The organism is bacterium, from assembly GCA_041649255.1.
In the GTDB taxonomy this organism is placed as follows: domain Bacteria; phylum Hydrothermota; class UBA3073; order JACQXS01; family JAQTXJ01; genus JAQTXJ01.
This window is the reverse complement of the sequence record JBAZNK010000001.1, coordinates 91,901-114,114: the sequence shown is the minus strand read 5'-3', so window position 1 is coordinate 114,114 and position 22,214 is coordinate 91,901. Positions and strand designations below refer to the sequence as shown.

Below are 22,214 nucleotides of genomic sequence, written 5' to 3'. Positions count from 1 at the left end.
GTTTATTTTTAGGTACTTAATGGAAAAGAGGACTAATTCTGCTGAGGTGGAAGGAGCGCTTTTCTTGACAACTGTATTCTGCCGTCGTCATCAATGGATATTACTTTGCAAGGCACTTCTTCTCCCATTTTAACTTCGTCTTCAGGAGTTTTAACTCTGTAATTGGCAAGCTGGGATATATGAATCATTCCTTCTTTTCCCGGTAAAAGGTCAACTATTACACCGAAAGGCAATATCTTTTTTATTTTTCCAAGATAAGTTTTACCTACGGCTACTTCTTCAACTATACCTTCTACGATGGCTTTAGCTGTCTCTGTTGTCTGCCAGGAATCCGAAGATATACTTACTCTTCCATCATCCGATATTTCTATTTTGGCACCTGTTTTTTCTATAATGTCTCTGATGATTTTTCCGCCCGGCCCAATTACGTGCCCTATTTTTTCTTTAGGAATCATTATAATACTTATTTTTGGAGCATAAGCGCTTACTTCTGTTTTAGCTGCCGGTAATGCTGCTACTAATTTATCAAGTATTGCCAGTCTTGCATCTCTGCCAAGTTTTAAAGCTTTTTCAAGAAAATCAACACTTACTCCTTTACTTTTAACATCTAATTGAAGAGCAGTTATTCCTTCCTTTGTTCCTGCTACTTTGAAATCCATATCTCCGAAATGGTCTTCTTCACCACATATATCTATAAGCACGGTGTCTTCAACTGCGCCTATGGCAACTCCCGCTACATGTGATTTTATAGGTATTCCGGCATCCATTAAAGCTAATGACCCACCGCATACCGTTGCCATTGATGAACTTCCGTTTGAACTAAGAATATCCGATACTATTCTTATTGTGTATGGACAATTTTCTGCTACAGGAATAACTTGTTGCAATGCTTTTTCAGCAAGAGCTCCGTGTCCTATTTCTCTTCTGCCGGGAGAGTTAAGTCTGCCAACCTCTCCAACGGAGAAAGGAGGAAAATTATAATGAAGCATAAAGCTTTTACGTGTTTCACCCGTTAGTTCTTCTATTCTTTGTTCATCAATTGTTGTCCCGAGAGTAACCGTGCATAAAGATTGAGTTTCGCCTCTTGTGAACAAAGCTGAGCCGTGCACACGGGGTAATAAACTTGTTTCACAGGTAATTTGTCTTATATCGTTAGGTCCTCTTCCATCTATTCTTGTTTTATTTTTAATGATTTGGTTTCTTAATATTTCTTCCTGGTATAAGTCAAAAACTTCATTTAACTCGGAAGCAGGATATTTTTCGCCGAACTTTTTAACTATTTGTTTATAAGTTTCGCTAAGTTTTTGTCCTCTTGGGAATCTTTCTTTGATTTTAAGTGCATCTTCAATTTGTTTGCCGAATTCCGCTAATACTTCAGTTCTGGCTTCGGCTATTGTTCTTACGGGAGCAGTCCACTCTCTTGTGCCATCTTTTAGTTCTTCGTGGAATTTGAGAATATCGTTTATTGCGCCCATAGCAACCTTGAGTCCGGCTACTACGTTATCTTCGGAAACTTCTTTGGCTTCCATTTCAATCATAGTGAGACCTTCTTCCGTTCCGGCGACCGTGAGGTTAAGTGAAGCTTCTTCGGCTTGTGGCATAGAAGGATTTAGTACAAAATTATTATTAACAAAAGCTACTTTTACGCTGCCAAATGGTTTTGTATATGGTATGCTTGATAGTTTGAGCACAAAGGAAGTTCCCAGCATAGCCAGAATATCGCCATCATTTTCTTTATCTGCGGAAAGAACGGTAGAAATTATCTGAACCGGTATTGTCCATCCCTCAGGAAACAAAGGACGAACCGGTCTATCCATAAGTCTTGATGTGAGCGTTTCTTTTTCTGTAGGTCTGCCTTCTCTTTTGAAAAACCCTCCGGGTATCATACCTGCGGCATATCTTCTTTCGAGGTAATTACAGGTTAAAGGAAGGAAATTCTGGGCAGTTTCGGGTTCTGAATACGCTCTGCAAACGGTTGTCAAAACAATGGTGTCTCCACATCTCAGAAGACAAGAACTGTCCGCGGTTTTTGCTACCTTGTTAGGTTCAACATGTATAACATTCTCACCAATTTTAAGTTCCATATATTTTTATTTTTTGGGGTTAAAACAGTTAAATTCCTCTAATATCCAATTTCTTTATCAGTTTCTGGTAGTCGTCGGGTCTTTCTTTGGATAAATATTTCAGCAAACCTCTTCTTTTGCATACCATAATAATAAGACCGCGTCGGGAGTGCACATCTTTTTTGTGAGTTTTAAGATGAGTGGTCAAGCTGCTTATACGAGCTGAAAGTAGAGCAACCTGCACTTCCGGGGAACCAGTATCCTCTTTGTGGATACAGAATTGTTTCACCAACTTCTTTTTATCTGCTTTTTCCAACATAATGTTTTATGTTAAGTATTTTTATAACTATGTCAACAAGTTTTTAATAAATTATTACTTTTCTGTGGGAATACTTCAAACAGTAACTCTATTTTTTCCGTTTTCTGATTTAAGCGATTACTTGTTTGCGTTATAATTTTGAACCATTTTAATTAACGACTAAATTATCCTTGTATTTAATTTTCATTGACTTTAATGTCTATGGATTATAGTATAACAAATGGAAAATATGAAAAAGGTAAGTTTTAAGACTATTGGTTGTCGCTTAAACAAATATGATACGGAATGGCTAAGGGAATCTTTTGAGTCTGCAGGATTTCAATCCGTAGATTCCGCTTCGGAGATTTGTGTCGTTAATACCTGCGCGGTTACCTTAAAAGCCTGCAGGGAATCCAGAAATATTATCCGTCACCAGGCAAAACAAGGAATGAATATAATCGTTACGGGATGCGGTGCAAAGCTTATTGAAAAAGAATTAAAGAACGTAAAAAATATATTATTTTTTGAACCTTCTTTTGAAAAAGTAGTTACCGATTATCTCAAATCTCCTCTGATTTCAGGAATAAAGAGTTTTTATGGACACAGCAGGGCATTCGTAAAAGTGCAGGAAGGATGCGACCAGTTTTGCAGTTATTGTGTAGTCCCACATCTTAGAGGCAAACCTTCAAATAGAAATTTTGAAGATATAATTTCTGAAGTGGAAAGACTTCGTGAAAACGGGTTTAAAGAATTTACTCTTACAGGAACGAACCTCGGCAAATACGATAGACTGGTTGACTTGTTAAAATCAGTTGAACAAATTCCCGATGTTCATAGAGTGGGATTAAGCTCAATAGAGCCCATTGGAATATCCGACGAATTGATAAATTTTGTTGCCGGTTCTTCTAAGTTTTCAAAATATTTTCATATACCTATGCAAAGCGGAGACGAAAAAGTTCTGAAATCAATGAATCGCTGGTATACTCCTGCCGGGTTTTCCGATTTGATTGTAAAATTGAAATCAAATATCCCTGATGTTGCTATCGGAACGGATATTATAGTGGGATTCCCGGGTGAAGGAGAAAAAGAATTTTTAAATACTTACGATTTGATTTCGACATTGCCAATAGATAAACTACACGTATTCAGGTATTCAAGACGACCCCTGACAAAAGCATTAGAGTTTAAGGATGAAGTTCAGGATGAAACAAAAAAACAAAGAAGTCAGTTGATTTACGAACTCGGGGAAAAGAAATGGGAACAATTCCGAGCTAATCTCATAGATAAAACACTCGAAGTTCATATTGAAAATGCAAAACATACGAAAAGTAAAGAATATACGGGTATAACTTCAAATTATATAAAAGTCTTTTTCTCGTCCGACAAAAAGCTAAATGACTTTGTAAATGTCCGTTTGGAAAGAATAGATAAACAAAAGACTTACGGACAAATAGTAGAAATTTAATCTTTATAAAAAATAAAATCTTGTTTTTTATCTCATCTCTGATTTTTCTGTAATCCGCTTATATTTTATAAACAATTTTTCAGAATTTGTGTATACGCTTAAAAAGTTATTGACAAATAGGGAAAAGAATTAACATATATATAATATATTACGTTATTTTAACATAACATAGTTGGGAGGAAATTATGCGTAAGTACATTTTATTGTCTGTTTTGATTTTGTTTTCGGTTGTTATAGAAGGAAGTAAATGGAGCAGAACCGGTGATGTAAATACCTGGCGTTCGGGAAGTGAAAGCGCAATGCTTACGGATGGCAGGATTATAACAATATCCGGCATGGAAATTGATACAACAAGTAGTATCTGGGCAGGTACCTGGTCGGGCAACGGATTTCAAAATTATGAAGTGTTCAGTCCTGCGACCGGTAAATGGGTACAAGGAGCGTTAACTACCGGGGGGGAACATACCCTTGCTATGTTATTACCGGATGGAACTGTTTTGTGGGTAAATAATGCCGGGAATAGCTCTATTTATGATCCTGCAACTAACACATGGAGTGCTGGTTATAGTTTTGGTGGATGGCAGTGGCGAGCTTGTGGAACATTACTTGAAGATGGAAAAATTTTGATAGTCGGGCGGGATACAACTCAAAACTGTATTTTATATGATTGGAACACAAAAAATATAAGTGTTACGGCAGCAAGTACTTTTCATCACAGTGCCGAAAAAGGAACTAGTGGTATGGTAGAATTAATATTGCCGGACGGAAAAGTTCTTTTAATAGGCGGAAAAGACAGCACTAAATGTGATGTTTATGACCCTGTAGGGCAAACATGGACGAATACGGGGTCACTAAATAGATGGAGAAGAGCAAGCGTGGGAATATACCTGCGTACGCCATGGGATAAAGTTCTTGTTGCAGGTGGAACTTTTGGAGGGGCAGAAACGGAATTATGGGACCCGAATACCGGTATCTGGACCAATACCGGCAACTTAAATGTTATACCAAGAAGTGCTTCTGCCATGGTATTACTTCCAAATGGAAAACCAATGATAATGGGTGGAGCCAACGATTATTTACCTACCCTTTCAACAAAAAAATGTGAAGTATTCGAACCTGATTCCGGGGTTTGGAGACTTACTGACTCGCTTGAATATGCAACTCGATGGGGCAGATCTCATTTCCCGGCTGCAGTGCTTTATACGGGTAAAATATTGGCAATTAGCGGACACGATAGTGTTGCGCAACACCTTGCGGTCAATCGTTACGGGTTAAATTATTCGTGCGAAATATATGACCCATCAAATGGAATAGTAGATTCAAGAATGCCCTTAAATATTGCTCGTTTTTGTCATACGGCAACCCCCCTTCCTATTATACATACTGCTACTTGTTCGACAAATGTTCTTGTTGTTGGCGGAGAAAACGTCGGGGGTATTTTGAAAAGTTGCGAAATTTATAATTATAATTTAGATATAGCATATCTTACTGATTCATTAAATATAGAAAGAACCTGTCATGCGACAGTTTTATTGCCTTCCGGAAAAGTATTAACGATAGGTGGTAGAAATTTCGGTGGAACATTGAAATCCTGCGAGCTTTATGATATAACTGCGGGAACATGGAGTTTGACGGATAGTCTCGAGTATGCAAGATTTAATCATACAACTACATCATTGAAAGATGGTAGAGTGTTTGTAACCGGTGGAGAGTCAGGCGGAAGTTTTTTGAATTCCTGCGAGATATATGACCCGAATACTAATACTTGGACAACTACTAATAGTCTAACTAATTCACGGGCATATCATTCCGCCATTTTGTTATTTGATGGAAGAGTGCTTGTCGTAGGCGGACAGTCATCAGGCGGAGCTATAACATCCTGTGAAATTTGGGATCCGGGTACCACTAACTGGACAAGTACAGGTAGCTTGACAAATGCGAGATATTCAAATACTTCCATTCTTCTGCAGTCCGGGAATGTTCTTGTTGTCGGTGGAACAAATGGCAGCACAGCATTAGCGAGTTGCGAGGTTTATAATTCGGCAACCGGTGTATGGAGTTCAGAAACTTCTTTAAATAATGCAAGATACCGGCATAATTCGGTCTTATTATATTCCGGGCTTATATTAACAATAGGCGGATATAACGGGACGAGTGATGTTCAAACATGGGAAGTTTATGACCCTGCTACTCACAAATGGAAATCAGAAGGAACTATTTCCGGAAGACATTATAATACTTCTACGCTTGTGTCTTCTGATAAGCCATACGTTTTAATGATAGGCGGGAAAGATGCGGGAGGAACGGATATTAGCTCAATTAACAGATATGATGTCGGACTCGGGTATCGTTCGGAATGGCAGTCAACAATAACAAATTGTAAGGCGGTTACGCAAATATCTCCTTCTATGCATATAGAAGGTACTCTTTTTAGGGATTATTCTGAAGCGGATGGCGGCAATCATTGTCATATAGTTTCTTCTGACCACCCGATTATGTCGTTTGTAAGAATTGGCGGTGGTAATTGGCAAGGCAACGGTGGCGGAGAGATGATGTATATGCCATCAAGCCATAGCTGGGATAAAACGCATACGGATGTTGATTTCCCGGATACTGCTGCGGGCTATTATAGAGTGTGGTCTATTGTAAATGGTATACCATGCAAATGGTATCAGGCTTGTGCAGGAACGGAAGAAGAATCAAATTCCAAATTCAGCGAACAAAATTCTAAAATAACAATATACCCAAATCCAAGTACGGGGATTATTAATTTCGACTTAAGGGCTTTTGATACTGCAGAAAAAACTTGTCCTACTATTGATATTTATGATTGCTCTGGTAGATTGGTGAAAACGTTAAGAGCAAATAACTTTAAAGTCCAAAATGTTAAGTTAAATGGGCTTAAATCGGGAATTTATTTCTATTCTGTTCAATATAAAAATATACAAAACAAAGGGAAATTTACATTAATAAATAATAATTAAATGGCTATAAGCACAAGGAGGAAGTATGTGTAAAGTTGTATTTTCGAAGTCGAGGTTTATTGGTTCTTGTTTTTTGTTGTTTTTGTTTTCCGTTAATATTTCTGTTGAAGCATCAAGAACTGCTGTCCTTACTTCCGATAATTATAAAGCGAAGAATGACAACAAGGCATTCTCTTTTTCTAAAGGGAATATAGATACTTTAATGCCTGACCTTAAACCACCTTTTTATGCTTTATCTGCCACTTTTATACAAGAATATGAGGCTACTTGTTTGACTCCTGCGACTCCCTGTTCTATAATGGCAATCTGGCATGGGGTCAAACTCTCCGGACTCAGTGCAAAGGAGTGCAGTCTCTTTATTTGGAGTGACGCAAGTGGGCACCCGGGCACAAGATTATTCTCTTTGCGTTCACTGGAGTCAGGTACCGGAAGTGATACGGGCATATATTCGTACACGTTACCTACTCCAATATATATTTCGGGCCCTTTCTGGGTGGGAAATTATGAATGGAGTGTTGCTTTTCCCACAACTGCAGTTGATAAAGTTCCTAGCGCGCCGAATAAATGGTCTACCAATGGGGCAACATGGTATGATGACGATTTTGACTATTTCCATGCTGCTGTGGTAAAGTACGAAGGAGAAGGAACACCGTATATTAGTGTAATGCCTTCAAGTCTTATGTTGCAAATAGATAGTAGTAAGGGAAGCTACAAATCATCTCCTGCTTCTGTAATATCTGAAAATGATAAAAAATACTGGGAAGATATAGCGTCCGGAGAAATAATAATAGGATATAAGAACAAGGTGAATGTTAAAAATGCTAAATTAAATGAACTGGGTATTGCAGAAAAGGGAATAGATTTGGTAAATAGAGAATTAGGTTCCAATTTTATACTTGTCAGAATTCCGGGTGGAATTTCGGAGACAAAAGCTTTTATTGCCCGTATGAAAACAAACCCAGACGTCAAATCCGTAGAGCCTAATAGGATTGTGAGAATTCTTGGTACTCCGAATGACCCGTATTGGTCGCAATTGTGGCATATGGATAATCTTAATGCTCCTGCAGCATGGGGATTAAACGGTTGGGGAAGCTATGCTATTTCCATTGGAATAATTGATGAAGGAACGGAATATACTCATCCCGATTTGGCATCCCAGTTTGGTGCGGTTAAAGGCAAAGATATCCCGGACGGGGATAATGACCCTCGACCAAGCGGATCGGATAATGATCATGGAACATTTTGTTCCGGTCTTGCAGGTGCAACTATTAATAATGGAGTTGGAGTTGCGGGAGTATCAAATTCACATCTTTATGCGATTAGGGCTTTAAATGGCGGAACCGGACTTGCTTCCCAGGTTGGTCAGGGTATCCAATGGTGTATAGATAATAAAGTAAATGTAATTTCTATGAGTATTGGATATGGCGTCCCATCTTCCTATGTTGAAGATGAATGTCAGGCAGCATGGGATTCCGGAGCCGTTCTTTGCGCAGCAACCGGAAATGATGGCACGGAATTTGTAGGTTATCCTGCTGCCTATTCTACGGTTATAGCAGTGGGCGCAATAGAACCAAATAATCAGTTATGCAGTTTCAGTAGTTACGGCGTGGAAGTTGAACTTGTGGCGCCGGGGGATACGATTACTTCGACTATTACCGGTAGTGCTTATCAGGGAACGTGGAACGGAACTTCAATGGCCACTCCTCTCGTAGCCGGAGCCGCAGCGCTTGTGTGGTCCGCAAACCCATATCTTACAAACCAGGAAGTAAGAGATATTCTGACTTCTACTGCAGTTGATCTTGGGACTACAGGACGTGATAAATACTATGGTTATGGCAAACCTAATCTTCAGGCAGCAGTTCAGGCGGCGCTTAATAACAACACTTTGCCTGCGGATACAGGAACAATAACCGTTTCCAATTCAAGTTCTGCAAGCGGAGATTTAAGCGTTACGGATATTTCTTACAAGGCACAGTGGGTTAGATCTGTTGTCCCAAGAAATTTTACTGTAATGCCCGGAAGCTCACAGTCGGTTACTGTTATTGCTCAAGCCAAACTTTCTAAAGGCTATTATTACGATACCCTTCGTATTGCTTCTAATGACTCTACTTATAAACCATATCTTGTTCCGATTACCCTTAAGGTAGGGAATCCCGGGGTAGAAGACAATACGGACTTTGGATTACGGAATGCAGGTTTAGATGTTTTCCCGAGTCTGATTACAAAATTGTTATCTATAAAATTTGCTGTTTTGGGTTCTCAACCCATCAGTTTAAGAATTTATGATGCTGCCGGGCGAGTGGTAAAAACAATTTTTGATGGAAATAAAACCGCAGGTAATTATAGTTTAACGGTTAATACGTGTAATATTAATTCCGGGATATATTTTGTTGTATTACAAACGGGAAATACCAGAATATCTAAAAAGATTAGTTTGATAAAATAACAAACTTTTTCAGTTTCTAATAAAAAAAAGGAGTCTCTGTTGAAAAACAGAGACTCCTTTTTACAAGAGTATAATTCTAATTATTTATTGCATACGAGCGCACCGGTTGCGATTGAATAGAATTTCGATTCTTCCGAATCTGAACGTGACGTAAGAATACAAGGACACATTGCGCCTGTCAAAAATGCAGCTATTTCCCCTTTCGCGAGATAAACGCAGGTTTTAAAGAATACGTTACCCGATTCAATATTCGGGAAAATAAGTATGTCTGCATCACCGGCAACTTCGGATTTAACGCCTTTGATTTCTTTGCTTTCTTTTGAAACCGCAAGATCCATAGCAAGTGGGCCGTCAAGAATTGCGCCCTTTATTTGACCCCTGTCTGCCATTTTACACATTATAGCGGCATCCATAGTAGGAATCATTTTAGAATTTACTTTTTCAACTGCGCATATAATTGCAACTTTTGGATTCGGGTTGTCTAATTTATGCACCACGTTTATTGCATAATTTGTCATAGCAATTTTCTGGGCAAGGTCGGGGTAAGTGAGCACGGCAACATCAGAAACTGTCAGAAGTTTCGGATAGGTAGGGACTTCTATGATTGTTACGTGTGACAAAACTGCTCCCGGTGGGCATAACCCTTTTTCTTTATCTAATATCCCTTTAATATAAACGGCAGAGTCTATAAGCCCTTTCATTAAAAAATCGCATTCGCCGCTTCTTACTTTTGAAATTGCAAGGTATAATGCTTTCTTTTTGTCGGGCTCATCTATAATTTCTAATGATTTTACATCTACTTTATATTTTTCTGCCACTTTTATGATGTTTGCCTTATCTCCCGTAAGAATAGCTTTAACTATACCTTCTTTTACTGCTTTTCCAACTGCTTCAATGGTATGAGGATCTTCTCCGCAGGCGACCGCAAGTTTCTTTGGTGCCTGTTTTTTAGCCTTTTCAGCTATTTCTTTTAGTTTTGTTATCACGAATGCCTCCTTTTAATTATATGTTATGGCTTCTGTTTCGCCTTTTAAAATTCTCATAGCACCGGCTGCGAGTGCTTCCATCTCATTTTCACCGGGGAATATAAATATTTCCCCTATGAAAGATATTCTATCTTTTATAAGTTCAATAAATTCTTTCCATCGTGCAAACCCGCCTGTTATAACAATTCCGTCTACTGTCCCTTTCAGCACGGATGCGCAACTTCCTATTTCTTTTGCTATTCTGTAAGCCATTGCTTCAAAAACAAGATTTGCATCTTTATCGCCGGATTTCACCCTGCTCTCAACTTCTCGCATATCATTTGTTCCAAGCAATGCAACCACACCACCTTTTCCGGTTATCATTTTTTTTAGCTCATCCTTGCTATATTTCCCGGAAAGTGCAAGTTCTACAAGATCCCATGCCGGTAAAGTCCCGGCTCTTTCAGGAGTAATTGGCCCTTCTCCGTTAAGCGCATTATTTACGTCTATTACTTTCCCTTTGCAATGAGCCGCGATTGAGATTCCCCCTCCAAGGTGCGCAACGATAAGATTAACATCGTCATATTCTTTGCCGAGTTTCTGCGCTGCAAGCCTTGCAGTATATTTATGGTTTAACGCATGAAATATACTTCTCCTTTTAATTTCTGCTATTCCAGTTATTCTTGCAGTGTCGTTAAGTTCATCCACTACTACAGGGTCAACTATAAATGCTGGTATTTTAAGAGGAGAGGCAATATCATAAGCAAGTATTCCTCCTAAATTAGAAGCATGTTCGCCCTGCAGTCCACTGTTCAAGTCTTCAAGCATTCTGGCGTTAACTTTGTAAGTTCCGCTTGGAATGGGTTTTAGCAAACCACCCCTGCCGACAACTGCATTCAGTTTTTTGTCGTCTATATCTCTCTTCTTCAATACGTCATTAATTAATTCCCTTCTAAAGTCTTTCTGATCAACAATTCGTTTGTATTTACCGAGCTGGTCTATACTGTGACTGATATTCTCCGAAAAAAGCTCTTTATAATCCTCATAAACGGCTACCTTCGTAGAAGTTGAGCCTGGATTTATTACAAGTATCATCATTTTGGCATTTTATCCACCAACACTTTAAGTTCTTTGTCTTTCTTTGCTTCATCAAGGAAAGCTTTCTTTGCTGCTTTTGCCATAACACCCCATAATTTTGGTTTCTTCTGGCATTCTTTTGCAAAAGCAAAAGCTCTCAATGTATTTACGTATTCCGGATTCTGGAATCTGTAAGTGAAGTTGGTATGAATATCATATCTGCCTTCGTATAATGCTGCAACATCTTCGATAAAAACTCTTTCTTCATCCGTAGGAATAACGAATACTTTCACTTTTGATTTAGCTCCCGTTATATCCGATTCTGAATTTCTTGTCATTGCTGCTATGTTTTTCTCTTCATCAACTTCAATACCAAGATGCTGCAATTCACTTAATGCTCTGCTTCTTATGATAGGTGATTTTTCGCCTACACCTGCCGTAAAGACTATCGCATCTATTTTACCAAGAGCAAAGTTATATGCCCCGATATATTTTTTTATTCTATAAGCTTCAATATCTATTGCAAGCTGTGCTCTCTTATCGCCTTTTTCTGCAGCTTCTTCAATATCTCTTCTGTCGGTATATTTACCGGTAATTCCAAAAACGCCTGATTTCTTATTCAAAATACTATCCATTTCTTTTGCTGTTTTTTGTTCTTTCCCCATCATATAAAAACCGATCGCCGGGTCATGGTCGCCTGCCCTTGTCCCCATTACCATGCCTTCAAGAGGAGTAAGCCCCATTGAAGTATCATAGGAAATGCCTTTCTTTATAGCATTTGTGGATACTCCGTTCCCGATGTGACAGGCAACAATATTGCAGTCAAACGGGTCTTTTCCGAGAAGGACAGCTGCTCTTTTTGCCACATAAAGGAAAGAAGTTCCGTGAAACCCGTATCTTCTGACTCCATATTTTTCGTACCATTCATAAGGTAATGCATAAGTATAGACATAACTCGACATCGTTTGATGCCATGCCGTATCCATTATTGCCATATGAGGAATGTTTGGCATAACATCTTGCGCTGCTTCAATACCTAAAATATTTGGCGGATTGTGAAGCGGAGCAAGGTCGGCAAGGTCTCTAAATGTCTGTAGAACTTCAGGATTTATTATCACGGATTTTGCAAATTTTTCTCCTCCGTGAACTACTCTATGTCCTACCGCCGAAATAGAAGACATATCTTCTATTACCCCGTATTCTTTATGGGTAAGCGTATCGACTATTAATTTTATTGCTTCTTTGTGGTCTTTGCAATCATGCTCTATTCGCAAAGGCTCTTTTCCCGGAACTTCGTGAATACAGAAAGAACCTCCAACGGTAACTCTTTCAACTATTCCGGTTGCCAATGTGTTTTTTTTATCCCAGTCATAAACTCTGTATTTTGCAGACGAGCTTCCGCAATTTAGACACAATATAGTCATTTTCCCCCTCCTAAAAATTTAATCTTAATTATTTAATTAATATTAAAGTATCCTTCCTAATACTGAAAAAATAAAAGTCAAGTGTTTATAGAAAATTTTTGTAATTATTTTAATAAAGGTAGTCCCTGTAAGGGATTTTTACAATTCAGGGGGTACAAATTAGATGAATTTATTTTATTCTTTCTCCAAATATCACTCTTCCTAGCCTCACTATATTCGCGCCTTCTTCAATTGCAATCTCGTAATCCTCAGACATTCCCATAGAAAGCCATTCCATAGATACTTCTGGGATATTTTCCGATTCTATTTTTTCTTTTAATCCTCGTAGTAGTTTAAAAGCAGGACGTGGATCTTCAGCCAATGGCCCGATTGTCATAAGTCCGGAGATTTTTATATTCTCAAGAATAGCAATTTGTTTTACTAAAGGAATCACCTGTTCCGGCGAAGTTCCGTATTTTGTGACTTCTTCCGAAGTATTGACTTCAATAAGCACGGGTATTTTCCGGGATGATTTCTTGTTTATTTCTTCGGCTAAATATAAACTGTCTACGGATTGTATCATTGATGCCATTTCCAATATCTTTTTTACTTTATTAGTTTGCAGATGTCCTATCATATGCCATTTTATATCCGTATGTTTGAGCGCATCATATTTTACAAGCGCATCCTGAACTATATTTTCGCCCATTACTTTAATTCCGCAATTATATGCGGCTTCTATTCTCTCAGGAGTATTGTGTTTACAGGCGCCGACGATTACAATAGAATCGGGGTCTCTGCCGATTTTTGCGCAAGCTTTATGGATCTTTTCTCTTATTCTTTCTACATTCTCTTTTATTCTTTCCATATCTTTCTATGGCAATAGCCTGAAAACTTGATTTGTCAAGTATTTACAAATAAAATGAGTTGTTTTTTACTGTTTTAGGGAACCTTTAGAAAATGTTATATTGTTCCGGGAAAATTAGTATTTGTGGAGACATGCTATATATTTTTTTATTATCTTTAATCTGCAGCAAGAATCTATAATCTGTTAATAATTCTGAAATCCCTCAATCTGCTATGCCTGAGGCGGGACCAAATCCGAAATTATTCTTCCCCTGTGGGTATTTCTGTTTTCTTAAATCCGGCGGGGACTTCAAACAATGAAGATGCAATGTCCTGTCTCTGGATTTCTTTTAATTCCGTCGTATAAAGCACTTTGTCGCCGGAATAATTAATCGTTTTTATTGGAATCCCGATATAACTTTGTTTGTTCCCTTCGATGCCGACTTTATAAAAAGAAGCTCCGAGTCCTTTAGAAAATTCCCCAATAAATTCGCCGACGTCTTGCATAACTTTGAAATCATTAACGCTGAGTCCAAGCTTTTCCCAATCGGTTGTCCAGATTTCTTCTTCTTTTTTATTGTCCAGGCACCCTTCATACTTATTGCAAACCCATTGATTAACTTTCTCCCCCGATGATATTTTTTTGTAAACTATTTTGGGAGCATTCCCTGGCGTTTGCCCTTTCATCATTTTTTCCATCATTTCTTTTTGTTCGGGAGGCAAATTTTTCATTTGTTCTTTCAGTACTTTCATAGCCTCTTCTATTTTAGCTTTCATTGCCTGTAAATCTTTTTTAGTCATTTCCATAAAAGATTTTTCTTTGTAGTCAACAACCCAGAAGGTTTCTTTATCTTTTCTAAAAATAAAACTCTGTTCTTCTCCTCCCGCTTTTGTATCTATTCGCATACAATCTTTGTCAAGATACGTTTTAATGTCCGTAACATCCGTAACATCGGGGGAAGCCTGGCTAATCATTATTACTCCTGCAATTGAAGGAATTGCCATACTTGCAATCATAAAAAATATACTTCCTATTAGTTTAATTTGTTTCATCTTGCCTCCTCCTAATCTTGTATTGGAATATTTTATATTTCCGCTTTTTGTAACTTTTTTCTATGCTATCTAAACTATCTGAAGTATTTATTCTTATTTTGTTTTCTTAATATCCCCAAATGTAGCTAATATGGGAACATTGTCCGAGCCAACAAAAGTTGGCAAGTGTCCGTCCCATTTTTCTAATGCTAATTTTTGGACTTCTACTTTTCTTAATTCAATTAGTTTATCGGTTACCATTTCTTTTTGCAATCTAAGAGCTTCTGCTTCTGCCCTTGCGGTTGCTATTTTCTGCTCTGCTTCCATCTTTATTCTTTCCAGATCTCTTTCGGCTTTTAGCGCCAACTGTGATGCAGTTACTTTTGCTTCAATTGCTCTTGTAAATTCTTCCGAAAATGAAAAATCGGTTATTGATAATGCTTCTACCATAATTCCGTGTATTTCCAATCTTGCTTTCAAGTTTTCTATTATTTTGTCTCTTACGCTTGACCTTTCAACAATCAGTTTTTCTGCCTCATAAAGAGCCGTAGAAGCCTTAACTGCTTCCTGGATAGCGGGATTAATGATTCGTCTCTGGTAATCATCGCCAAGATTCTGGTATATTCTTGCGACTACATTAGGAAGTAAGAAATAATTTAAGGTTACTTTTGTTCTTACTTCCTGTAAGTCTTTTGATGCTGAGGCTGCGTCTTCAGAATATGCCTGAACTCTGACATCCATTAATTTTATATTTTCTATTAACGGTTTAACCATATAAATACCTTCATTTAATATCTTTCCCGTTACTGCTCCCAACCTTACGACTACTCCGCGATGACCGACCGGTATTGCGCCAATTGCAGGGATTACAAGTATGCCGATGATAAAAAGAAAAATTCCGAAAGAAAAAGAATGTTTTTTTATTAAAAGGAAAGGTGATCCTTTCTTCTCTTTTTCCGTTGGGAATCTAAAAGCAGTAAAGAACGCGATTGCTAAAAATATGATTAACAACAAAAATTTCACGAAACCCATTTCTCCCTCCTATTACAAATCTCTTTTTGCCTTTGGCGGATTAGAGTTTGTTATCCAGCTCCGCCGGATAATTTCCATTTTTTTGATATATTCCACATATATTATGAAAAAAGATTCTGTCAATATTTCTCTTTATATATTTTTTCTGTTTGCTTTCCCCGCTAAAAAAAATCATTTGACTTTTAATTAGTTTGAATTAACATATCCTCATACAATAAGTAACATCAGTGGGATAATAAAGGGGGGGAGATGAAGAATAAAACGTTTAAGTTTTTGGTGGTTGGGCTTTTGTCGATGTTTTTTTCAGTTGCGGGATATTCATGGAGCGGTTCTCTTGTCGTAGACCATAATTGTGTAGACCTTTCTAAAATTCCTGCGCAATGGATAGATTCCGTGCAGGCGAAATTAAAACTACATTATGCGCACACATCTCACGGCGGGCAGTTAACGTCGGGGATTGCTCGAATCGAAGCTTCCAATGATACTTATAATGTTGCCATAGGAAATAGTACTTTGCCGACAACTGCAGGCGCTTTTTGTATATTTGACGGTCAGGAAGGGGATAATTATATATCACCGGAAGAATACTGGGAGGCAGTAGATGGAATGAACAAAACACGTGCGGTTCTTAACCACAACTCTACTATTAACCTGTCAATGTGGTCGTGGTGCTGTCAGGCAGATTATTATTCTGCAGCGCAGGTTCAGGCTTACCTTGATTCTATGAATAAATTAGAAACACAATATCCGAATGTAACTTTTATTTATATGACAGGAAATGCCCAGGGGACGGATTACAGCGGTTATAATCGTCATATGAGAAACCAATTGATTCGTCAATATTGCAAGACAAATAACAAAGTGTTATTTGATTTCGCCGATTTAGACGCTTGGTGGTATAATCCCGGAACTTCAACATGGGAATTTAACAGTTATACCTATAGTGACAGCACTATTCCTGTCGAGCACACGCATTTCAATGGAAACGAAGATGCTCATACGACTTACGAAAGTTGTGAACAAAAAGGTAAAGCTTTATGGTGGTTAATGGCAAGGCTTGCCGGATGGGAAGATGTAGCCGTTGAAGAAAACAAACTTACAACGTTACCGGTATCCATCCAGAGTTATCCAAATCCATTTAATCATTCTACCTCTATTAAATATACGCTAAATAAAAGCTCTAATGTAGAAATTAAAATTTACAATATAATTGGTCAACCGGTAAAAACGTTAGTTAGCGGAATACAGAAAACAGGAACTCATACTATTACCTGGGATGCAAAGGATAACAAGGGCAAAAAAATAGACAATGGAATTTATTTTTGCCGGTTAAAAACTATAGACCAAACGTTGTCTCGAAAGATAGTCATCCGGGATTGAACATAAACCTGTTTGCTAGTTTCTGTCTGTTTAAGTCGAATTATTTAGTTGTGATGGGGGAAACCCCGGTAGTTTTTTCTTCCAAACCACCTGCCTAAGGGGAACTTAACATCCTTTTATTCTTTTGTCAGACAGAAATGTCTGACCTACAAATTTGGTGGAGGCGGCGGGATTGAGCCCGCGTCCAAAAGTACTTTAATACAGGCATCTACATGTTTATTCCGATATTTGATCTTATTTGTTAAACTCCACCGGACAGGATTTCAACAAACCAGACTACTATGTTTATCTTATCTCTTCCTTAATAGTCAGACGAAAGAGACCAGCCCTTAAATCGGCGTCCTGTCTACCGATTTTCGGGTAGACCCGCTTTTGGCAGTCTGATTCTTAAAGGCAAGAATCAGAGGACGGAACTGCTATTATGCAGCTCTTGCAAATGCGTAGTCGCCAATTATGGCTTTTGCTGGTTTTAACAGGGTCTAGCTCCCCGGCATGCGACCTGTAATACTTTACCTCTGTCGAAACTTTCGCCCCCATCTTTCATTTGAGCCTATTATTTATAATAATCCTGAAGTTGTCAAGTTTTTCAAGCAAAAATCTTTTTTTTAATGAAAAAATTTCTATTTATTATGTTTTGTGTTCGGTGTTTTTTATTATAATGCAATAAATATGCAATTTGGCACTTGACAACTTATATATATTGTAACATATAATACAATATAGTATTTAAATAAAAGTGTAATATCGGGGGGGGAAGATGAAAAATTTTATGTATTTGTTTATAGGGCTTTTTATGTATAGCTCTATAGCATTTGGAGAAGACTTATTCTTAAAACAACTTCAGGAAGAACTCCATAAAAGGGGCGATCCCTGGATAGCAGGAGAAACGAGTGTTTCAAAACTTCCACCGGAACAACAGAAAAAACTCTTCGGAACTGTCATACCTGAAACACAGGTTAAAGTAAAAGCCCGTACTTTAAAACACCACAAAAGTGTTCCGACTATATGGGACTGGAGAAGTGTAAACGGACAAAACTGGATGACTGCAGCCAAAGACCAGGGGGATTGTGGTGGATGCTGGGCTTTTGCATGTGTGGGTTCTTTTGAATCAAGAATAAATATCGCTAATAGCACTCCAAATTATAGCTATGACTTATCCGAACAGTTCATGATTTCTTGCGATACTGCAAATAGTGGATGTATGGGTGGAACTTTACCTAAAGGAGTCAATTTCCTTATGTATGCGGGAGTTCCTGATGAAGCATGTTTTACTTATAAAGAAATTGATGCAGCTTGTAGCGGCAGATGTTCTAACTGGGCATCAAGAGTTGTAAAAGCATACGACTGGGATCAATCTTCGACCGCGTCGGAGTTTAAAGATGCAGCTTATGAAGGCCCGGTAGCCGCCGCTTATATGCTAAAAAAAGATTTCTTGTATTATAAAGGCGGAGTTTATACGCCAATTATGGGAGAAGTACTTGGTGGGCACGCAATGATTATATGCGGTTGGGATGATTCCCAGAATGCATGGTTGCTTAAAAACTCATGGGGTACTGCTTGGGGAGTTCAAGGCTTTGACTGGATTAATAGCCCACAACCGCTTAGTATTGCATGGCCAATCGTTAACCCTACGACTAAACCATCCATTCTTCTCGTAAAAAAACAAATTAGCGATGGAAATGATAATATATGGAATAAAGGAGAAACAGCAAACCTTATTAATACGCTGACTAATTTGGGAATAAATGCAACTAACGTAAATGCAACGCTCTCTATTTCAGACCCCTACGTTAGTGTTACAACGGGTAGTGCTGCTTTTGGAAATATAGCGAAAAACGCAACCGGTAATAATTCAGGTAGTCCATTTGTAATCTCTGCAAATGGCTCTACGCCGGATCCTTATACTGCTACATTTAACTTACACGTTACTGCAGATGGCAGTTATGCTAAGGATATTAGCGTAAACTTAAATGTAGGCTTACCAACAAATTTTGAGGTTCCATCTAATTTAAGTTGTTTAATGGGACTTGCTTTTGATAGTACATACTTATGGGGTGTGAACCTTAGTTCTACTTATATATACAAATTCAGCCAGCAGGGATATTTATTGGACTCAATACCTACCCCGAACAATGCAAATGATTACAGAGGTATAGCTTATGGGAATGGATATCTGTGGGTTCATCATGGAGGAACTGAAAAAATCTATAAAGTAAATCCCGCGAGTGGAAGCATAGTATCATCGTTTTCATCTCCTTGCGCCGGTTATCCATCAGGACTTTGTTTTGACGGAACTAACTTATGGGCAGTGGACGGGGATGCATATAAAATTTATAAGTTAACTACAGCAGGGGTAAACGTCTCAAATTTCAACATCCCTTCGGGAATTGCACAACCTTATATGCCGTACGATTTGGGTTTTGAACCACTCGGACCAAACGGAGGTAGTTTGCTTCTTTTTGTGACTCATTGGCATCAGTCCGGCTCGGATTATTACTTTGATTCAACTGCCGTATGGGAAATGACAAGGGCAGGCGTTCTTGTTGCAACACATAGATTCCGCTCTCCTGATACGGATGGGTGCTGTATAGAAGTTAATCCTATGAGAAGCGAATACTGGGTTAATAGTTTGTACCCCAATAAAATATACAGGGTAGCCGGATTTTATAAACAGGGTGCAGAAGAAAATAATACTTTCCATTATATAAATTTTGATATTTCTCCTAACCCTTCATCCTCTCAAGTCCATTTCAACTTCAATCTTTATAAGGATGAGAAAGTAAATATCTCTGTCTATGACATATCAGGCAGAACCGTTTATAAAATGAATCAGGTGTTCAAGGCGGGAAATCACAATACTACCTGGAATTGTAAAAAAATACCTTACGGGATATACTTCTCTGTGATGGAAGTCGGGGACGTGAAGAAAACGAAGAAGTTCGTTTTTATGAAGTAAATTTTGTTTAATTGGGCACAATAATAGTATCTATTTTTAATCTTCTGTGGTATATAGTATTTTAGGCTGAAGCATTTATAAACTCTTAACCGAGCGATATAAAAAGCTTTAATATGACAAATTCCAACTTGAGAGTTGATTCGGTTTTCAAACACATTTGCGATAAGCTAAAACTTATTATAGGGAAACATATGAAAAACCATATAAGAATAAGTTTATATTTGCTAATCTTATTGCTCATGGTTGATTCGGCCGTTTTTGCTCTGTCAACAACAATTAAAAGTTATGACGGTCATTATCTATGGGCAGAAAATGGTGGTGGTGGTGTGTTGCAGTTTACATCGCTCGGAGGGACTACTTTAGAAACTTTTACCATAGAGTCGCAAGTGAGCGGTCGTGTAGCTATCAAATGTTATGATAATACGCATTATGTGTGGGCAAATAACGGTGGTGGTGGAACGGTACAGGCAACGTCATTTGGAGGAACTACGTGGGAAACATTCACTATGGTAGATTTGGGCGGCGGAAAATATGCGTTCAAGTGTTATGACGGGACACATTATTTAAGCGCAACAAATGGGGGTGACAGTACAATTACCGCGTCTGCTACCAATGTAGGAAATTACGAAACATTTGAATGGAGTGGTTATACTCCACAGAGCAGAACAAGCGTATCGTTTGGAACTCGTATTGCGAACGAGACATTTATATGGAGTACGTATACTCCTGGCGGGTCAGTCACTGTAGGACATAGCGGGTCCGGGTCTGATTATATATGTGATGGTACGAATGATGAGGTAGAAATCAATCAAGCTCTTGCGACCAAGAAAATTGTAAAACTTATAACGGATAGCCCATATAATATTACAAATTCTATAATCATTCCCGGAAGCGACATAATTTATACGTTAACGGCTAATACGTCAGGCAATCCTCCCACATTGATTGCCAATAAGGATAATTCAGCAATAATAAGTTGCGGGGATTCGCGAGCGTTTGAGATTTCTTATTTAAAATTTGATGGGAATTCAAGACCCGTGTCCTGTATATATTTTACCAATTCAAAAAGTGGCTCGAGTATCCATAATTGTACGTTTTATGGGTATAATACAATTAGTGCGGATAAGATAGCGACACCTACCGGACCCGGTATATTAACCGGGTTTTTAGGAAATGGGGTTAATGGATTGGGAGAATGCATCATCAGTGTTTACAGTAATGAGTTTTTGACTGGAACAGGCGCTCCGATTTGGGTGGAAGGAAAGACTACCGGAATTGGAAATACTGCACCTACGAGCAGTACCGTGTTTTATGCTAATGTATATGATAATTATATTGGAGTGAATTCATATGGATATTTTGTAGGGGCTGGTATAAACTCTAAATATGCACATATTTATAGGAATATTTGTGAAAGCAATTCTTTCGGTAGTGGAATTTTCCCCTCAAGGTCATGGGTTGAATACAATGTAATAAGGGGAGACGGATATAGTGGAATCTGCCCGTCTTGTTGGCATGCGTGGGATTGGCGAGATTTCACTAGTAATTGGGGTGACTATTATTCACAGTGTGTCGATGATGCTTATTGTCTCATTGATCATAATATATGTGAGTATAAATCTCAGAACGGTATAGATTATTGGTATAGCGATGGTTCGGTTATTACTAATAATAGGTGTAATGATAATGGACAGAATACTGATACAACTTGGAATGGCCAGTGGGATAGAGATGGAATAGATGTTAGTGACCATACGCATAACACAATTGTTAGCTATAATGAATGCGGCAATAGAGCTTCGGAAAAGATGGATACTATTACCGAAGTTTCTGTTTCGGGATACTATGTTAAGGTCGCGCATATTGATAGATGGTATGATATAAGATATGGGAGAAATGTTGGATTTAATGGAATGGGTGTAAGGATGGGATCAGTGTATGGCAGGATAAATTATTTAGATATTCCAAATAGCAAAATATATTTGAGAGCACAACCGACCGGCGTTAGTGTCGGAAATGCTATAGTTGGTGTAAATTATCAAAGACAAGGCATACATATAGGTCTAAATAGTTGGGATGCTAATGATGCTACTTATATTGGCAGGGTTGGCAATCATTATGGTAGACATAATAATGTTTTCAATAATACGGGTATTGGAATAGGCACGGCTTATCCAAGCGATCCCAATGTCAAAACTATTCCAAATACGGATATTACGGCTGATGGAACCGGACCTATCCCGGCATTAAAGTAATATTTATAAAGA

At 38.2% G+C, this 22,214-nt stretch carries 14 protein-coding genes and 1 other RNA gene; 6 read left to right on the top strand and 9 right to left on the bottom strand.

What is annotated here, in order from left to right:
• Positions 1–32: 32 nt before the first annotated feature.
• Both WC614_00500 and rpsO read right to left on the bottom strand, forming a co-directional pair.
• Positions 33–2,084 carry a polyribonucleotide nucleotidyltransferase gene (locus tag WC614_00500; protein MFA5031473.1) on the bottom strand — a complete coding sequence of 684 codons (2,052 nt, stop codon included), beginning with the start codon at positions 2,082–2,084 and terminating at the stop codon, positions 33–35.
• A 28-nt stretch (positions 2,085–2,112) separates the two neighbouring features.
• Positions 2,113–2,382, bottom strand: a complete 270-nt coding sequence (rpsO, locus tag WC614_00495; GenBank protein MFA5031472.1) for a 30S ribosomal protein S15 — start codon at positions 2,380–2,382, stop codon at positions 2,113–2,115.
• 220 nt (positions 2,383–2,602) lie between these two features.
• On the opposite strand from rpsO, the gene WC614_00490 reads away from it, so the two are divergent.
• The 3 genes from WC614_00490 to WC614_00480 all read left to right on the top strand — a co-directional run bounded on the left by WC614_00490 (position 2,603) and on the right by WC614_00480 (position 9,256).
• Entirely contained in the window at positions 2,603–3,826 is a 1,224-nt protein-coding gene (locus WC614_00490) for a MiaB/RimO family radical SAM methylthiotransferase (protein MFA5031471.1), read from the top strand.
• A gap of 185 nt (positions 3,827–4,011) precedes the next feature.
• Complete coding sequence (locus WC614_00485) at positions 4,012–6,810, top strand: kelch repeat-containing protein (protein MFA5031470.1); 2,799 nt, start codon at positions 4,012–4,014, stop codon at positions 6,808–6,810.
• 25 nt (positions 6,811–6,835) lie between these two features.
• Positions 6,836–9,256: a S8/S53 family peptidase gene (locus WC614_00480; protein ID MFA5031469.1), complete on the top strand. Its 2,421-nt coding sequence runs from the start codon at positions 6,836–6,838 to the stop codon at positions 9,254–9,256.
• 80 nt (positions 9,257–9,336) lie between these two features.
• Here WC614_00480 and WC614_00475 read toward each other — a convergent pair whose 3' ends face one another.
• The 6 genes from WC614_00475 to WC614_00450 form a co-directional block, all read right to left on the bottom strand.
• The gene (locus WC614_00475; GenBank protein ID MFA5031468.1) at positions 9,337–10,242 is read right to left on the bottom strand and encodes a bifunctional enoyl-CoA hydratase/phosphate acetyltransferase; all 906 of its coding nucleotides are present in this window, start codon (positions 10,240–10,242) and stop codon (positions 9,337–9,339) included.
• Positions 10,243–10,254: 12 nt separating this feature from the next.
• Positions 10,255–11,319 (bottom strand): butyrate kinase, encoded by a 1,065-nt coding sequence (gene buk / locus WC614_00470; GenBank protein MFA5031467.1) that lies wholly within the window; start codon positions 11,317–11,319, stop codon positions 10,255–10,257.
• Positions 11,316–12,722, bottom strand: coding sequence for an acetate kinase (locus tag WC614_00465; GenBank protein ID MFA5031466.1), 1,407 nt, complete (start codon positions 12,720–12,722; stop codon positions 11,316–11,318). Before WC614_00465 ends, buk begins: the two co-directional genes overlap by 4 nt.
• Before the next feature lie 169 nt (positions 12,723–12,891).
• Complete coding sequence (locus WC614_00460; protein ID MFA5031465.1) at positions 12,892–13,569, bottom strand: YggS family pyridoxal phosphate-dependent enzyme; 678 nt, start codon at positions 13,567–13,569, stop codon at positions 12,892–12,894.
• A 239-nt stretch (positions 13,570–13,808) separates the two neighbouring features.
• Entirely contained in the window at positions 13,809–14,600 is a 792-nt protein-coding gene (locus tag WC614_00455; protein MFA5031464.1) for a DUF4412 domain-containing protein, read from the bottom strand.
• Positions 14,601–14,693: 93 nt separating this feature from the next.
• Entirely contained in the window at positions 14,694–15,611 is a 918-nt protein-coding gene (locus WC614_00450; protein MFA5031463.1) for a prohibitin family protein, read from the bottom strand.
• A gap of 249 nt (positions 15,612–15,860) precedes the next feature.
• Here WC614_00450 and WC614_00445 point away from each other — a divergent pair, with 249 nt between their 5' ends.
• Positions 15,861–16,991: a T9SS type A sorting domain-containing protein gene (locus WC614_00445; GenBank protein ID MFA5031462.1), complete on the top strand. Its 1,131-nt coding sequence runs from the start codon at positions 15,861–15,863 to the stop codon at positions 16,989–16,991.
• Positions 16,992–17,146: 155 nt separating this feature from the next.
• Here WC614_00445 and ssrA read toward each other — a convergent pair.
• Positions 17,147–17,526, bottom strand: a transfer-messenger RNA (tmRNA) gene (gene ssrA, locus WC614_00440).
• Positions 17,527–17,748: 222 nt separating this feature from the next.
• Here ssrA and WC614_00435 point away from each other — a divergent pair.
• Complete coding sequence (locus tag WC614_00435) at positions 17,749–19,947, top strand: C1 family peptidase (protein MFA5031461.1); 2,199 nt, start codon at positions 17,749–17,751, stop codon at positions 19,945–19,947.
• A 191-nt stretch (positions 19,948–20,138) separates the two neighbouring features.
• Positions 20,139–22,202, top strand: a complete 2,064-nt coding sequence (locus WC614_00430; GenBank protein MFA5031460.1) for a hypothetical protein — start codon at positions 20,139–20,141, stop codon at positions 22,200–22,202.
• Positions 22,203–22,214 lie beyond the last annotated feature (12 nt).

Excerpts from the sequence above, each read along its gene's own strand:
- WC614_00450 (MFA5031463.1), bottom strand. The coding sequence starts at position 15,611 with ATGGGTTTCGTGAAATTTTTGTTGTTAATCATATTTTTAGCAATCGCG.
- WC614_00480 (MFA5031469.1), top strand. The coding sequence starts at position 6,836 with ATGTGTAAAGTTGTATTTTCGAAGTCGAGGTTTATTGGTTCTTGTTTT.
- WC614_00465 (MFA5031466.1), bottom strand. The coding sequence starts at position 12,722 with ATGACTATATTGTGTCTAAATTGCGGAAGCTCGTCTGCAAAATACAGA.
- buk (MFA5031467.1), bottom strand. The coding sequence starts at position 11,319 with ATGATGATACTTGTAATAAATCCAGGCTCAACTTCTACGAAGGTAGCC.
- WC614_00445 (MFA5031462.1), top strand. The coding sequence starts at position 15,861 with ATGAAGAATAAAACGTTTAAGTTTTTGGTGGTTGGGCTTTTGTCGATG.
- WC614_00500 (MFA5031473.1), bottom strand. The coding sequence starts at position 2,084 with ATGGAACTTAAAATTGGTGAGAATGTTATACATGTTGAACCTAACAAG.
- WC614_00490 (MFA5031471.1), top strand. The coding sequence starts at position 2,603 with ATGGAAAATATGAAAAAGGTAAGTTTTAAGACTATTGGTTGTCGCTTA.
- WC614_00435 (MFA5031461.1), top strand. The coding sequence starts at position 17,749 with ATGAAAAATTTTATGTATTTGTTTATAGGGCTTTTTATGTATAGCTCT.
- WC614_00455 (MFA5031464.1), bottom strand. The coding sequence starts at position 14,600 with ATGAAACAAATTAAACTAATAGGAAGTATATTTTTTATGATTGCAAGT.
- WC614_00485 (MFA5031470.1), top strand. The coding sequence starts at position 4,012 with ATGCGTAAGTACATTTTATTGTCTGTTTTGATTTTGTTTTCGGTTGTT.
- WC614_00430 (MFA5031460.1), top strand. The coding sequence starts at position 20,139 with ATGAAAAACCATATAAGAATAAGTTTATATTTGCTAATCTTATTGCTC.
- rpsO (MFA5031472.1), bottom strand. The coding sequence starts at position 2,382 with ATGTTGGAAAAAGCAGATAAAAAGAAGTTGGTGAAACAATTCTGTATC.
- WC614_00460 (MFA5031465.1), bottom strand. The coding sequence starts at position 13,569 with ATGGAAAGAATAAAAGAGAATGTAGAAAGAATAAGAGAAAAGATCCAT.